The sequence below is a fragment of the Rothia sp. P4278 genome, assembly GCF_048512945.1.
In the GTDB taxonomy this organism is placed as follows: domain Bacteria; phylum Actinomycetota; class Actinomycetes; order Actinomycetales; family Micrococcaceae; genus Rothia.
This window is the reverse complement of sequence record NZ_JBLXXU010000001.1, coordinates 759,518-774,893: the sequence shown is the minus strand read 5'-3', so window position 1 is coordinate 774,893 and position 15,376 is coordinate 759,518. Positions and strand designations below refer to the sequence as shown.

General features: G+C 51.8%; 14 protein-coding genes. 12 read left to right on the top strand and 2 right to left on the bottom strand.

Features of this window, described 5'->3' with window-relative positions; translation table 11 throughout:
* Positions 1 to 58 precede the first annotated feature (58 nt).
* Positions 59 to 307, bottom strand: a complete 249-nt coding sequence (locus ACN085_RS03505; RefSeq protein ID WP_135013289.1) for a WhiB family transcriptional regulator — start codon at positions 305 to 307, stop codon at positions 59 to 61.
* Between the two features lie 385 nt (positions 308 to 692).
* On the opposite strand from ACN085_RS03505, the gene ACN085_RS03500 reads away from it, so the two are divergent.
* Complete coding sequence (locus tag ACN085_RS03500; protein ID WP_419104279.1) at positions 693 to 971, top strand: hypothetical protein; 279 nt, start codon at positions 693 to 695, stop codon at positions 969 to 971.
* Here ACN085_RS03500 and ACN085_RS03495 read toward each other — a convergent pair.
* Positions 958 to 4,215: an FtsK/SpoIIIE domain-containing protein gene (locus ACN085_RS03495; protein ID WP_419110617.1), complete on the bottom strand. Its 3,258-nt coding sequence runs from the start codon at positions 4,213 to 4,215 to the stop codon at positions 958 to 960. The two genes, ACN085_RS03500 and ACN085_RS03495, sit on opposite strands and share 14 nt — an antisense overlap.
* A 730-nt stretch (positions 4,216 to 4,945) precedes the next feature.
* Between ACN085_RS03495 and glf the strand changes: the two genes are divergently transcribed.
* From glf to ACN085_RS03440, 11 genes are all read left to right on the top strand, one after another.
* A complete protein-coding gene (gene glf, locus ACN085_RS03490; RefSeq protein WP_419110616.1) occupies positions 4,946 to 6,133 on the top strand; it encodes a UDP-galactopyranose mutase in 1,188 nt (395 codons plus the stop codon).
* 9 nt (positions 6,134 to 6,142) lie between these two features.
* Positions 6,143 to 8,173, top strand: coding sequence for a glycosyltransferase (locus ACN085_RS03485; RefSeq protein WP_419110615.1), 2,031 nt, complete (start codon positions 6,143 to 6,145; stop codon positions 8,171 to 8,173).
* Positions 8,170 to 9,051, top strand: coding sequence for an ABC transporter permease (locus tag ACN085_RS03480; protein ID WP_419110614.1), 882 nt, complete (start codon positions 8,170 to 8,172; stop codon positions 9,049 to 9,051). The genes ACN085_RS03485 and ACN085_RS03480 overlap by 4 nt, the downstream gene beginning before the upstream one ends.
* 5 nt (positions 9,052 to 9,056) lie before the next feature.
* On the top strand, positions 9,057 to 9,833 hold the full coding sequence (locus tag ACN085_RS03475) for an ABC transporter ATP-binding protein (RefSeq protein ID WP_419110613.1): 777 nt from the start codon (positions 9,057 to 9,059) through the stop codon (positions 9,831 to 9,833).
* Positions 9,834 to 10,151: 318 nt separating this feature from the next.
* The gene (locus ACN085_RS03470; protein WP_419110612.1) at positions 10,152 to 11,393 is read left to right on the top strand and encodes a CpaF family protein; all 1,242 of its coding nucleotides are present in this window, start codon (positions 10,152 to 10,154) and stop codon (positions 11,391 to 11,393) included.
* Positions 11,393 to 12,247 carry a type II secretion system F family protein gene (locus ACN085_RS03465; protein ID WP_419110611.1) on the top strand — a complete coding sequence of 285 codons (855 nt, stop codon included), beginning with the start codon at positions 11,393 to 11,395 and terminating at the stop codon, positions 12,245 to 12,247. The genes ACN085_RS03470 and ACN085_RS03465 overlap by 1 nt, the downstream gene beginning before the upstream one ends.
* Positions 12,244 to 13,179 (top strand): type II secretion system F family protein, encoded by a 936-nt coding sequence (locus ACN085_RS03460; protein WP_419110610.1) that lies wholly within the window; start codon positions 12,244 to 12,246, stop codon positions 13,177 to 13,179. Before ACN085_RS03465 ends, ACN085_RS03460 begins: the two co-directional genes overlap by 4 nt.
* Before the next feature lie 50 nt (positions 13,180 to 13,229).
* Positions 13,230 to 13,439 carry a hypothetical protein gene (locus ACN085_RS03455; RefSeq protein ID WP_419110609.1) on the top strand — a complete coding sequence of 70 codons (210 nt, stop codon included), beginning with the start codon at positions 13,230 to 13,232 and terminating at the stop codon, positions 13,437 to 13,439.
* 13 nt (positions 13,440 to 13,452) lie between these two features.
* A complete protein-coding gene (locus tag ACN085_RS03450; RefSeq protein ID WP_419110608.1) occupies positions 13,453 to 13,842 on the top strand; it encodes a TadE/TadG family type IV pilus assembly protein in 390 nt (129 codons plus the stop codon).
* A complete protein-coding gene (locus tag ACN085_RS03445; protein WP_419110607.1) occupies positions 13,820 to 14,314 on the top strand; it encodes a hypothetical protein in 495 nt (164 codons plus the stop codon). The genes ACN085_RS03450 and ACN085_RS03445 overlap by 23 nt, the downstream gene beginning before the upstream one ends.
* Complete coding sequence (locus tag ACN085_RS03440) at positions 14,311 to 14,871, top strand: pilus assembly protein TadG-related protein (protein WP_419110606.1); 561 nt, start codon at positions 14,311 to 14,313, stop codon at positions 14,869 to 14,871. Before ACN085_RS03445 ends, ACN085_RS03440 begins: the two co-directional genes overlap by 4 nt.
* The last annotated feature ends 505 nt before the right edge of the window (positions 14,872 to 15,376 follow it).

Below are 15,376 nucleotides of genomic sequence, written 5' to 3'. Positions count from 1 at the left end.
AATTCAGGGGAAGCCGTCAAAGGCTTCCCCTGATAGGTTTTCTTGAGTGCCAGAACCGCTAGGATGCCCTGCGGGCCCGGGCGGCACGACGTTTCATGGCACGTCGTTCGTCTTCACTCATACCGCCCCAGACACCAGAATCCTGGCCAGTCTCGATAGCCCACTGCAAGCATGTATCCATGACAGTGCAGCTGCGACAGACGTTCTTGGCTTCTTCAATCTGAAGTAGAGCGGGCCCGGTATTTCCTACTGGGAAAAAGAGTTCGGGATCTTTCTCGAGACAAGCAGCACGGCTTCGCCAATCCATTAGCATGCTCTCCTACAGGGTGTACCGGAATATGCTGGTTGAACCACCAGCTACTAAACAATAAATTTGGCTCCTTAGGTTAAGGAGCCAAACGTGAACCTCAATAACTTTCCCACGATATAGACCGTCAGACAAGAGGTTGTTGGCGAAAATAACAGTGATGAGCTGAGGTAAATCTCACAGAGAGCTCTGAACTGGTGTTGCGGCGTGAGGGTAAACACTCCTGCCCGCCTATCCTAGATAGAAATAGTACTTACCAGATCAGCCATGAAAGTCTCACAGCATGAAACAGCTTCTTCACGGTGCACCTTTGAGCGTGAAAATTACCCTTGCAATATCGTTGGGACAGGTGATCTATTTTCTTGCTAGGACTGGGCTAGGAATTATGGATTCAGCAGATAGGGGAACCACGCTAGTTATCGCCGCTTTCTACCTAATGGTTACCTTAGCGCTGGCAGTAGGGGCATATGCTCTCCTACAGGGGCGTAGATTCGGGCAACCTCTCGTCCTGGTCTGGCAACTGTTTGCCTTTATCATCGGAATACAAACCGCTCTGGGCGGTCAGCTACTCATCGGGGCTGGGGCGGCTATCTTGAGCGGTGTGGTTATTCTTGCGGTATGCGCAAAATCCACCGTTGATTATGTGACTGTTACCCCTCGGTAAACGCAACTTGGACTGGGTAGCAGTCTGAGTACTCAATAATAACGGCTCTACCCGGTGGCACCTTTCCCATCGTTTTGAGGTCAAGAGGCAGGTCATGTCCAGGGTAGAAGCTAAGGTCTGTAGCGATTTCGGGTTGTAAAACGATGCCTGTGGCAGTGCCATTAAGGGCAGATAGGATGGGCGAACTACTCCATCGGGGCCAGGGCGTGTAGGCCACGAGTACCAGCTCAAAATCTTCCTTTCGTGAGAGTACGAGATGCTGGACATCGTGGCTAAGCTTGTCGATGTCATCAATGAGCAGTACTGGGTGTCTCTTGGAGTCCTCGAATCTATCGATGGTCTCCCTAAGAATGTCGACCTTGATGCTTGGTCCAGCGGGGATGTACACCATGGGGTAGCTACGGTTGAGCGTAGCGAGGGCCTTGAGGCAGGTTGTCTTACCTGATCCCCGAGGACCGCTAATAGTCATGAAACCTCCTCGCGTCTCTGGTAGAGTGGCGACTTTTCCCCAACGATCCAGACCTATCGCGAGCCTCTTCCTGGGCTTATCGGTTTTGAGACTTACATCCGCGACAGTGCAAAGAGTTGGGAGCTGTTTCCAGCGGGAGGAAAGCCCGGTTGATAAAGCGACAGTAGCCAACCTCTCCTTTCCACTTGGTGCCAGTGACCAGCACAGCGTCCCCGCTTCCACCTTCGGACCACCGTGTTGTTCAATAAGAGGCCCTTCAAGAGCAAACTGCCCTGCGGTTGGAAGGCTGTATGTTTTACTGGTGGAACGGGTAGGGTCATTTTTTACCGCAGATTGAGTAAAAGCGAGGTAGGGGAAGAGGGCTTGCCATTTTCCTCGAGGAACAGCAAGGGAAGTGCATAAGGTCAAAATCTGGTGATGTGCTGCCTGCTGCAGAATCTCAAGGAGATGAGATTCAGAGAGCGGGTAACGAATAAGACTCTCAAGAAAGCTATCTAACCCGTCAATAACGAGCAGGGTTCTGTGCGGGAAATTTTGGGCCATATCGGCCAAGATGAACCGAATAAACTCTAAATCTTGAAGCGAATAGATACTGATTGCCTCAGATGAGCCAAGGGCTGTACGCAGCTCTTGCGCACCTTGCTCAGAAGCAGTGCAACAGACGATGGCGTATCCTCTATCCGCCGCCTGGATCAAGGTGCTTTTCAGGTGTTCAGCCCGATCAATGGGGTTGCCCACCATCAGGAGAGGGCCGTCTTCTGAGGACCACCAGAACCGGCCTTGGTAACTGCTCTCTGGTATCTCGAAAGTTCCCAGGTCAACACCAAAAAGGTTTTGGTGATCGGTTTCTGGTGGTGTGGTCGGGGTAAGTTCGGGAAGCACCGGTGTATAGGCAGAAGAGCCATAGACCTGCTCTAGTTGTGCATTGAACTGACTCAAGTTTTGGTCTGATATGGGACAGGCTCCTGTGTATGCCCCCTTATTTTCTTCCAGCACAAAACTTGCTGAGCAGTGCGCTCTACTGTCAGGGCTGTAAAATCCGGTCAGCAACGGTGCTTGGAAGGCGATGAGCCTACTTTCCGAATCTTTTATGAAGCCCCTGCCAGGCTTACTGGCTGGCAAAGTAGCAGCATCATCAGACTCAAGAATGTTGTAAGAATCTTGACTGGAATTCACCCGGAGACAAAGAACCGTTGAGATATTAGTCCGGATGTCCTGTGAGATAGCGCCCTGAGGGCGTTGTGTTGCCAAGATGAGGTGATAACCCAGGGAACGTCCGATGGTGGCTATGCGCATTATTTCATTCATAATGTCGGGAAAACTGTCCACTAACATTCGAAATTCATCAATACACAGAATGACCTCCGGGAATTCTGGGTACTGCTTTTGCCCAAACCGTAAAGATTGGTAGTCCTCGTATGAGCTCACTCCAAGAGAACGAAAAAGCTTCTCACGTTTTGTGAGGTCAGCTTTCAGGTACTTGAGGGACCGCTGGAGAGCCGCTGTTTCTAAATCTGAGATAAAAAGGCTGGTGTGGGGCAGATATGCGAGCGGTCCAAGACCGGCACCGCCTTTAAAATCTATCAAGACTAAAGACAACCGTCGTGGGCTATTGCCAAGGGCTAAGGACCAGAGCATAGTACGGAGTAACTGAGACTTACCCGATCCCGTCGTACCAGCGCAGAGAAAATGAGGCCCATGTCTTGTAAGGCCTAGCGCAAGATCTTGGTGGGTATCGAGGTCTTGACCAACATACATGGATAAATCTTGGTCATGAGTCGGAAAGCTCTCAGGCAGATTTCTTTGGCAGGCAGGGGGCGCAAAAAAAGGTATCTCTGAGGTTGCGGAGTCAGCTGTCTGGAGGGCCCGTGAGGCAGTAGTTCTACCAGTGGATTGGGAGAGAAGTGCGGTATATGTTTCAGTAGAAATCCCGTCCAAAAATAGCTTGTCCCAGCCGGGCACTTGTAGGATTCGGGTGCTAGCTTGGGGCGTTAGAACAAATTGCATAAGACCGTCAGACGTATCAGGAACAGGAGTCGAACAGATAAGCAAACCATTCTGTAGCCCCGGCAGCTGACCCGAATCGATGAGCTGGACGTGTTCAAAGGTAACTAAGGGCTCAACCAAGCGGAGATACTCAGAGTTTTCTTGTCCTCTTATCAGAACATAGATCGGTAGGCCTGTCTTGATCAGCTGACATAGAGCCAAGCGTTGGGTTGCGGTAGGTAGCGACCCCGCTACATCACTGAGCTGTTGTGCAGAACATAGCCAGGGGGTGCTCGACAGGAGGGGAACAGCCGCTATATCCCGGTGTTTTCCTTGAATACGTGCTTTCCTGGTTCCTCTGCCCAGGGCGATACCTGAGCCTTGGGCTAGGTACCTGACGCCACGAAACTTTTGGATAGCTGCCTGCTCATTGGTGACCGCTTCGGCAACTAGCCGGCGAAACTTGCCGCTCTCTTTCCCCTGTGACAAGGCATGAATCCCCATGAGGAGCGAAGAGCCGCAGGCCATCAGTAGAATAAACCAGAGTTTTGTGAACCAAGCAATGAGGCAACCTATTCCGATGGGCAGAACAGCCATGAGGACCAAGGCTAGTTTGGAACGGGGGGCAGGAACATCTAACTCGACTTCCTCCGGGTCCCGGAATAATACGGGTTGCTTATCCCAGGGGTCTATCGAACAGATGCTGGAGCCTAGCTGAAATACTTCTCCGGGGTTTATTTTCTGCTCAAGGTGATCGGCTCGGTAGACGATACCGGTACTTTGAACCAAAAAATATCCCTCGATAGGGGAGAGCGCAGGATCCTGGATTCTCAGGAGCGGAGCCTGGCGACCTACTGGCCACTTCCCGCGTGTGAGAGGGAAGGTTGTTTGTGAATCTGGGCCGTGCAGAACCCTAAGCTCAAATAGAGGAGCTTCAGCATCTGGGGTAACTTCGCTCAAATTTGCATGGGGTGCTGTTGTCAGTACAGCTCGGTTGATCAAGGGCGGCTGGCCAGGGATCAGGTCACGTATATCTTTACCCGCAATGAACCAGGTGGCTTGTTGAGAGCTCCCCCAAAGGGAGGCAAGGCCTCTGCGGCAGTCTTCGCCAGTCACCTTCCCCTCGCAGTGCAAACGGATAACTCTGTATCTGTTTCCCTGAGGTTGCTGAACATGTAATAAAAGCTCCATGGCTCCGTATAAAACACCAGATTATGTGGCATGACAAGGAAAGAAAACAGAGAAACAACCCGCATCAATTGTTATGACTCCCCGCTGCATAAAAAATTTTTCGGAGCCAGCCATCTCAGTCTCACAGCCCCATGCGGTGAGAATGGGGAATAATCACACAGACTTCCCAGCCTGTTTGTGAGCGAGACAGACCGCTATCCGGTAATTTTGTAAGTGACTGTATTTACCCAATAATCGGGTTGGTACGACCAGTACGCTTCTACGCTGTAGTAGCAGAGCACGGTTCCACTGTCACCAGACAGTGCAGCCCCTAACAAGGAGTATGTAAGTGAACGCTGATCTTGTAGTCGTAGGCTCGGGTCTCTTCGGCCTGACCATCGCAGAGCAAGCTGCAACCGAACTCGGTCTTAAAGTAGCCCTGTTAGACCGTCGCCACCACATCGGTGGTAACGCCTATAGCGAGAACGAAGAACGTACCGGTATCGAGGTTCACCGCTACGGTGCCCACCTCTTCCATACCTCCAACGAGCGCGTCTGGGAATACGTCAACCGATTTACTGGATTCACTAACTACACCCACCGTGTCTACACTAACCACAAAGGTATCGTCTACCCCATGCCCATCAACCTGGGTACTATCAACCAGTTCTTCAATGCAGCGTACTCGCCGGCAGAAGCTAAGGCACTCATTCAGGAACAGGCAGGCGAACTAGCAGGTACTGACCCCAAGAACCTCAACGATAAGGGCATCTCCCTGATTGGTCGCCCCCTCTACGAGGCATTCATCAAGCACTACACTGCAAAACAGTGGCAGACTGACCCAGCTGACCTTCCTGCCTCAATCATCTCCCGTCTACCGGTGCGGTATAACTACGACAACCGTTACTTCAACGATAAGTATGAGGGCCTGCCCGTAGACGGCTACACCGCCTGGCTCGAGCGCATGGCAGCTCACCCCAATATTGAGGTTCACCTCAATACTGACTTCTTTGAAGAAGGCCACGAATACTCACGTTCTAAGGTACTCGGCCAAGTACCCGTTATCTATACCGGCCCGGTCGACTGCTACTTTGACTATGCAGAGGGCAACCTCTCCTGGCGCACTATTGACCTCGAAGAAGAAGTGCTCGATATTGAGGACTTCCAGGGCTGTTCTGTAATGAACTACCCCGATGCAACCCATCCCTACACCCGTATCCACGAATTCCGCCACTTCCACCCCGAGCGTGATTACACCAAGGAAGCTACCGTCATCCACCGTGAATACTCACGTTTCGCTGAAAAGGGCGACGAACCCTACTACCCGATTAACACCAACGCTGACCGCGACATGCTTCTGCGTTACCGTGAACTAGCTGGCGGCGAGCAGAACGTCCTCTTTGGCGGACGCCTGGGTACCTACAAGTACCTCGATATGCACATGGCAATCGGCGCAGCCCTCTCCATGTTCGACAACAAGCTACGTCCCCACTTTGAAAAGGGTGAAAAACTGGTTTCTGGCGGTATCGACGCCTAAGATAAAACGATGATGACAACTACTCAAATTTCACCTACGCAGTTGCGTGTTTTGCAACGGGTAATTCTACCCGAGGCTGTTCAAACCGATGTTATCCCGCTCTACATCGATAGTGGCGGCGCAACCGGCGTTCAGCTACCCACCCGCCTAGATGGTGATGCCAGCAAAACAATTGCTCAAGCTACAGCACGGCAGGATCAGAATACAGGGGCAAACTATGGTTCTGCCCAAAGCTCTGCTCCGGATATGCTGAGCCGTCGTTCGACCCATCTGGGCGCCGGTAAGACTGTTTCATTCGGTACCTATTTCAATGCTTTCCCGGCTTCTTACTGGCGCCGTTGGACACCGCTCAAATCGGTGACTCTGCGCCTAGAAACTTCCGGCCAAGGCATGGTTGTGGTTTACAAGTCCAACGCCCGAGGCGTCATTCAACGTGTTGACGCTAAGGTTCTCTCTGGTCCTGAAAAGACTGAGTTTGAACTGTCGCTTGCCCCCTTTGGCGACGGCGGCTGGTACTGGTTTGATTTGAGCGCAACCACAGAAGACCTCACCCTTGTTGAGGCTGAGTGGTGCGGTGCTATTACTCCTCGTTTGGGAGAAAACGGCGGTAAAGCTACCGTTCAGATTACGACCATGAACAAGGTCCAGTACTGCATCGATAACATTCGCTCACTGGGCGAAAACCTTGATGCTCTTGAGACTGTTCAGGAAATCTTGATTGTGGATCAGGGCACCGAAAAAGTATCAGATCACCCTGACTTTGAAGAGGTCGTCAAGCCTCTGTCCGGTAAGTTCCGCATCATCAACCAGGCTAATCTGGGTGGTTCTGGTGGATTTGCCCGTGGCATGTTTGAGTCTGTCAACAATGGCAGCGATTACGTCATGTTACTCGATGATGACGTTGTGGTGGAGCCTGAATCTATCCTGCGACTTATTACGTTTGCAGACTACTGTAAGAATCCCACCATTGTGGGTGGTCATATGTTTGATATGTATGACCGCTCTGTTCTGCACGCTTTCGGAGAGGTTGTTAACCCCTGGCGAACCTTCTACGACAAGCCGCACGATGACATGTCCCTGGGACATGATCTGGGCAAGAGCAACCTGCGTAGCACCCACTGGATGCACCGTCGCGTAGACGTTGACTACAACGGTTGGTGGATGTGCCTCATTCCTACCGATGTTATTAAGCAGATTGGGCTGTCGCTTCCCCTCTTCCTCAAGTGGGACGATGCCGAATACGGTCTTCGTGCGAAAGCAGCTGGTATCGCAACCGTATCCTTCCCCGGTGCGGGCCTTTGGCATGTTTCGTGGCAGGATAAGGACGACTCTGTCGGCTGGCAGGCTTATTTCCACGAGCGTAACCGTTTGATTACCGCTCTGATTCATTCACCTTTTGAAAAGGGCGGGTCTGTTTTGCGTGAGTCCCTCTTCTTGGACGTCAAGCACGCTCTTTCCATGCAGTACTACACTGAGGAAGGTCGCCTGATGGCCATTGAGGATCTGCTATCTGGACCCGAGCATCTGCATCCCTCACTGAGCGAACGTCTGCCTGTTATCCGTGGCAAGGTCAAGGAGTTCAGGGACGCGCAACTTAAGTCGGATTTTGATGATTATCCTCAGCCCAAGACCACTAAGCCTCCCTTCAAGGGGCGTCGTAACTTTAGCTCACCGGGTTACCAGAAGCTGATCCCTTGGACCATCTCCACGGTTGGTCGTCAGCTTTTCAAGCCGGTTGATGATTTAGCTAAGAAACACCCGCAGATTCAGCTGAACTACTCAGAGAACCGCTGGTGGACTGTTTCTAAGTTTGACTCCTTGCTGGTAACCAATGCTGAAGGAACCGGTGTGTTCTGGTATCAGCGTGACCCCAAGAAGCTCCGGGAGAATCTTGCCCGAGCAACCAAACTGCATGCCAAGCTCTTTAGCGGCTGGGCTGAGCTCAGTCGACAGTACCGTGAAGCTGCTGACCGGGTAGCGTCCTATGATGCCTGGGCTAAGACCTTTGAGAAGCATACGGAGTCTGAGCTGACCCGATGAGTGATATAAAGACTGTTCCCCTATCGCCCCCCGGGCGCGGGAGGGGACTACGAGATGTTTTCCATAACCGTTATCTGCTCAAACTCCTGGTTGATAAGGAAATTCAGGTCCGTTACCGAGGCTCCGTTCTCGGCATCCTGTGGTCCTATATCAAACCGGGTGTACAGTTCGGTGTTTTCTATGTTGCCATGGGCCTTTTCTTGGGGCTTGAGCGGGGCATGGAGAACTACGCTATCTACCTGTTCTCAGGCATGATTGTTATCAACTTCTTCTCGGAGGGCTTTAGTAACGGTGCCAAGGCAATGGTGGTTAACGGAGCTCTGATTAAGAAGATTTATCTTCCGCGTGAACTCTTTTCTGTTTCGACGGTCTGGGTAGCGCTGATTCACTTTGTGCCTCAGATCGTGGTCCTTCTAGCTGCCTGTTTCTTCGCTGGGTGGAGCCCTGACATCAAGCAGATTGGCGCCGCTTTCGTGGGTATGGCTATCATCATGCTGTTCTCAGCCGGGCTAGGCCTTATTTTCGGTGTCGCTAATGTATTTTTCCGCGATTCAGAGAATATTGTGGATATGCTCCTGATGGTGGCAACCTGGTTCTCACCGGTGCTTTACTCCTGGACCATGGTGCGAGATAGCCTCTATCCCTGGGTCATAAACGTCTACCTGATGAACCCGCTCACTGTTGCGGTGGAGCTGTTCCATTACGCCTTCTGGATGCCGACCTTATCGGCTGACGCCGCGCAACTGCCAACCTCCCAGATTCCCCCGCACCTGCTGACTTTCTGGGTTCCTATAGCACTTCTTATTTCACTGGTTACCCTGTGGATTGGCGATACGCTTTTCCGCAAGCTTGAGGGTAACTTTGCTCAGGAGCTCTGATTCATGTGGATGTAAGTAAATTTGATTTGCCACCGGTCGCTCCTGACGCCCCCGTTGTGATTAGAGTCGATTCGCTGGTTAAGCGCTTTGTCTTAAGGCATACCCGCTCCATGAAGGAGGCCTTTATTTGGCTGATTAAGGGCCGTAAAGGGGACCTCAACGAGAAGTTTAATGCTCTCAACGGGGTTTCGCTGGAGGTCCGTGAGGGTGAGCGCATAGCTTTGCTGGGCTATAACGGTTCGGGTAAGTCGACTCTGCTCAAGCTAATCTCTGGGGTGATGCACCCTGATGAGGGTAGCATCTTGGCTGGGGGACGTATTGCTGGCCTGATTGAGGTAGGTGCTGGTTTCCACCCGGATCTGACCGGGCGAGATAACGTCTACCTGAACGCCGCTATCCTGGGCATGAGTAAGGAAGAGATTGAAGAGAAATTCGATCAGATTGTTGCCTTCTCAGAGATTGGTGACTTTATTGATACCGAGGTCAAGTTCTATTCTTCGGGTATGTATCTGCGCCTAGCTTTTGCTGTGGCTGTGCATACGGACCCTGAGATTTTCTTGGTTGATGAGATTCTTGCGGTGGGTGATGAGCCTTTCCAGAAGAAGTGTATTGCCAAGATTAAGGAGCTCAGTGACGAGGGTAAGACCCTGGTGGTTGTCAGCCATGACCTTGATTTGGTGGCTAAGATTTGTGAGCGCGGTGTCGTGCTGGATCACGGTACTAAGGAGTTTGACGGCCCGATTGACCAGGCTATTGAGTTCATGAGAGCCAAGAACCAGTAGCTCGACTGCCCTGGTAAAGGTGCCCGCAGGATCTATGTCCTGCGGGCACCTTTCTGTGTTGTTACTAGTGAGTAACATATTGTGTGCCAAAATATTACGTCACACACAAGGGATGGCGCGGGCGGGAGGCCTGACTAGCTGAACCGCGAGTATCACCTAGTCAGCTACGTCTTACAAATTTTAATTGCTTTCCTAGGACTGTGCCTGATGCGGGTTATCCACAGGTGAGCTGAGAAATGCTTTGGTTGTTTACACTAATCAACTGTATCTTGTTGATGAACGTAGCAACGAGTTGCAAGGAAGCGCAGGTGATGGCTCATGGGTCTCACAGAAGCCGAGCGTCTGATTGAGTCTGATGTGCGTGAGCTAATCCGCAAGAGCAATATCGACCCGCTAGCCCAGCAGAATGAAGCGAAAGAGCTTATCTACAAGGCGCTGCGGTCTTATGAGCAACAGATGGTGCGTGGGCTGGTTCCCCGGATTGAAGGAACTGACCAGCTTGTTAATACCCTGTTTGACCGTGTCTGCGGTTTTGGTGAAATTCAGCAGTATCTTGATGATCCGTCCATTGAGGAGATTTGGATTAACTCACCAACTGAGGTCTTTGTAGCCCGTGCCGGCGAATCGGAGCTCACCGGGTTGATCCTCAGCGAAGAACAGATTAGGGCTTTGGTTGAGCGGATGCTTAAAACTTCTGGGCGCCGCCTAGACCTTAGCACTCCGTTTGTTGATAGCTCTTTACCAGATGGCTCCCGTTTGCATGTTGCTATTCCTGATGTCACCAGAAAACACTGGTCTATCAACATCCGGAAATTTATTGCCCGGGCGACTAGATTGACTGACCTGGTTAAGCTGGGGTCTTTGAGCCCTGACGCTGCTAAGTTTCTCGATGCGGCAGTTGCTAGCGGCCTTAATGTCCTGGTCTCTGGGGCTACCCAGTCTGGGAAAACGACCATGCTGAACTGCCTGGCTGCTTCGATTGGTATGCGCGAGCGCGTTATTACCTGTGAGGAAATCTTTGAGCTAAAGATTCCGCTACGCGATGTTGTGAATATGCAATGCCGCCAGCCAAACCTCGAAGGCCAAGGGGAGATTCCGCTCAGACGTTTGGTTAAGGAAGCACTGCGTATGCGACCTGACCGGCTGATTATTGGTGAAGTCCGTGAAGCCGAATCACTCGATATGCTCATAGCATTGAACTCAGGTCTACCGGGTCTGTGCACGATTCACGCAAATTCAGCACGCGATGCAATTACCAAGATGTGTACGTTACCTCTTCTTGCGGGGGAGAACATCTCAAGTTCCTTTGTCGTTCCGACCGTTGCATCCTGCTTTGACCTCGTTGTTCACTGTACCCGAGACCTGCATGGTAAAAGGCAGGTCCGGGAAATTATCGCAATTGGTAACCGTGTTGAGAACGGGGTTATCGAAACAACTACTCTGTTCAAACGTGATGGTGACAGACTGATATGCGTGGCCTCTGAGGTTCCTTCACCCGAGAAGTTCCACTATGCGGGTTTTGTGCCTGACCAGCTTCTTAACTTTGAGGAGGCAGACTGATGGGTGTTCTTCTCGGTATCTGCCTTGGGTTTGGCGGCTTGCTAACCTATATGTCGTTTTGGGACCTGCCGCCCAAAGCCAAAAAGCCTCGTCCAATCCCAGCTCTCGTGCAGCTCCTACGGCAGGCTGATCTTGAAAAGGTAACGATGAGCATGTTCTACTCGCTCTCCACCTGTTCAGGATTTCTAGGTCTTGTTCTTATCTTTGCGCTCACCTCACTGATTCCCTTGTCTCTCTTGGCAGGGCTTGTGGGATTTTTTGCACCTCGCATGATGGTCAAGCACCGGGCAAATAAGCGCCAGGCCCAGCTCCGTGATCTCTGGCCCGACGCTGTGGATCATCTCCGGTCCGCTATTCGCGCCGGTATGTCACTACCAGATGCCCTTATGCAGCTTCAGTATCGAGGCCCAGAACCTTTGCGTCCAGCATTTGCTTCTTTTGCCTCTGACTATCGTGCAAGTGGTGAATTCCTGCCAGCTCTCAACCGTTTGAAAGACCGGCTGAGTGACCCAACAGCTGACAATATTATCGAGGCACTCAAAGTAACGCGTGAGGTGGGCGGTACCGACCTGGGTAGATTGCTTGGAACTTTATCTAGCTTCTTACGTGAGAATAGTAGGACGCGTTCTGAGCTTGAAGCTAGGCAATCGTGGACAATCAATGCGGCGCGTCTAGCCTGTGTTGCTCCGTGGGTGATTCTTTGTCTGATGGCAACCCAGCCCAGCACTATCCGTATCTATAACAGCTTTGCCGGTTTTGCGGTGCTGGGTGGGGGCCTGGCTCTGACAGTTATTGCCTATCGCTTGATGATGAGGATTGGCGCTCTGCCTGAAGAAAAGAGGGTTCTACTATGAACTCCGCACTGCTTCTAGCTATGCTGCTCGCTACCGGAATGTGGCTTGTGTATTCAAGCGTTACTAGGCACCGAACTGAAGATTTTTCTGATCGTATTGCGCCACAACTTCGGGCTGCCGAGCTACGCAATAACCGGGGCTCTGAACCCTATGCGACATTACCTGAGGGGCTGTACGGTGCAAGCATGAGCTTGCTGGGGCCTTGGGTTGAGAAAGCCTATAAAGCTGTCGGCAGCTCAAGCTTTGACCTGGCCGGTCTAGAAAAGCGAATAGATCAGCTCGGGGGTGGCCTTACTATCGCTGAATACCGGGTTCAGCAGGTACTTTGGTGCCTTTCTGCTCTCATGATGGGCACATGTCTTGTGGCCTTGGGGGCAGCACAGGGGAAAATCGGACTTATCCCCGGTCTTATTCTTATTGCTTTGGCAGGAATGAGTGGCTATCTTGGCCGGGACTACTGGCTAAGTCAGCAAATTAAGAAAAGGGAAAAAGCGATGCTGGCCGAATTCCCAGCACTTGCTGAACTTATGGCCCTCTCCGTTACTGCCGGTGAATCAGCACTAGGATCACTTGAAAGAGTGGTGAGGAGTTCCAACGGAGAACTTGCCCAGGAGTTTAAAGAGATTCTTGCCATGACTCGTACGGGGGAGCCTCTAGTCTCTGCACTACAAAACTTTTCTCAAAGAACCTCAGTAGCCGCTCTTGCCCGTTTTGTAGATGGGTTGGTTGTCGCTATCGAGAGAGGCACGCCGCTTGCCGATGTGCTGAGAGCCCAGGCTCAAGATGTCCGCGATAACGCCAAGCGGGAGCTCATGGAGACAGCTGGGAAAAAAGAAATCGGCATGATGGCCCCAGTTGTTTTCCTTATCCTCCCCCTCACTGTACTCTTTGCCATGTTCCCGGGGATATCACTCCTGAACCTTAATTTTTAGACCTTATCCACCAGTTGCCTATTAGGGCAGACCCATAGAGGAGAAACACTATGAAGAAGCTACTCACCGACACCTACATCAAGGCTCTGCTTGCAGTATTTGCGCCCCTTGACACCAAGGATGGCACTGAACGCGGCGACGTTCCGGGCTGGGTCATGGTTACCATGATGACCGCAATTTTAGTTGCAGCTATCCTGGTCGTCGCTCAGGATGCCTTGATCAGCATGTTTAATAATGCTATGGCCATGATGAATCGCTAAGGCCGCGCCTACCATGTCATCGCTAGCTCGAGAGAAGGAAAGAGGGAACGCCCCTGCTGAATTCGTGATGGTTTCAGCTATGGTGCTCATGCTCTTTTTGGGTGTTCTGCAAATAGCTTTTGCAATGTTTACCAAAAACGTGGTGCAGGACGCCGCCTCTCAGGGCGCACGGTATGGTGCCATGCTTGACCGCACCCCAGGTGATGGTGAAGAAAGAACTCGCGAGCTTCTCTATAGCGTTTTACCTGAGAGCTATTCCACAAGCGTGACTAGTTCTGTGACCCAGTGGCAGGGGGCAGATGCTGTAGAAATCAGAGTTGCTGCGCCAATTCCTGTGATTGGACCTTTCGGTTTGGGCGGGACATGGGAGGTGACCGGACATGCTGTTCTTCAGGGTGACTGAATGTAGGCGCCGTGTGGAGCGAAGGTTAGGCCTGCTAAGAGAGGGCTGTTGTGCTTCTGGACCTGAGCGCTCCCATGAAGCCGGCAATGCACTGATCGAGTTCATCATGCTCGGTGCCCTGCTCATGGTTCCTACTGTGTATTTTCTACTGTCCGTTTTTGCCATGCAGTCAGCAGCTTTTGCGGCCTCTAATGCCAGCGCCCAAGCACTTCAGGTCATTCAGCAACTGCCTCCTGACCAAAGAAGTCAGGGCACCGCTAGCTCAGTTGCCGTCATGGCAGCAAGTGACTTTGGGCTGGACGGTAACCACATCACTACTAGGCTGGGCTGCGAAAACACCTGTGCGCAGGGCGAACGAGTCACGGTTGATGTTACGGTTCAAGTTGATCTGCCCTTGATTCCTTGGGCAGGGGCACCGACTATGGCTAATATGACCTCTCGGGCCATTAGCTGGGGAGGAAACTACTCATGATCGCTCTGCGCACTGTCAAAGTCTTGACCAGGGCAGCTTTCTGCTCAGGTAAGACCGGGGGCTCAGAAGAGGGGCATAGGGCACTAGCTCAGTATTTTCCATTTGTCAGAAGCACCAGATCGGAATCTGAGCGGGGGAGTGTTCTCATCTTTATCGTGGGTTTATGCTTGGTTCTGCTCCTGGTGGCCTCAACTGTGGTGGGGGTAAGTTCTGTCTATTTGGAGCGGCATAGACTTCAGTCTTTGGCAGATCAGGCTGCAACGTCGGCGGCTCAGAGGGTTGAAGGGATCTCTGCGGCCTCGGAATCCGAGGCGCTTATCCACCTTAACAGCGCTACTGTCACCAGCACTACTCAGACCTTCCTCACCGAGAGCGGAGCGGCCGGTGATTTTTCTAATCTTGCGCTGACCCCCGGTACCGGTGTATCGGGTAACAACACAGCTGTGGTGGTTCTCTCCGCAAGTGCCCACCCACCCTTGCTCTCCATTGTTGTACCCGACGGAGTGAATATAACGGTAACTGGTAAAGCGCGGGCACGAGCTACCCAAGGGCAATAATCTATGAGGACTACTCATAAGGTATACCGGGCTTATGCTCTTTCTTGACCCTCTCCTCTGGTTCGCTGGTGCTCACAAGGCACACCAGTCCTAAGCCAGCAACTTGGCTGTGTGACGGTCTGACCTACCCCTGATGAATAAGCACCAATAAGTAATAGACCGGGAGATAAATACCATCTGACCCCGCCAGCAGATTTTTATGGCCCTGTTCAGAAAAGATAAACGGCATCTGGGAGATTTTCTGGCAAAAACACAAGTTCAAATGGGCGTTGAATAAGCTTTGGCTCACCCTACCTAACAGCAGATAAATTCTAGGAACAGTGATCAAGTTCGGTGGCGGTATGACAGTCAGCTGGGGTTGTGACTTTTGGTATAAGCCTCGTACTACTGAGCCAAAGCAAGGGCAAAGAACCAAAAGCCTAGTTGAACACCCAGACTGGGTAAGGCAATGGAAAAGGAGCCGGAAGGTTCAGAGTAGCTGATAAGAGGTAGCAGCTGATAGGTT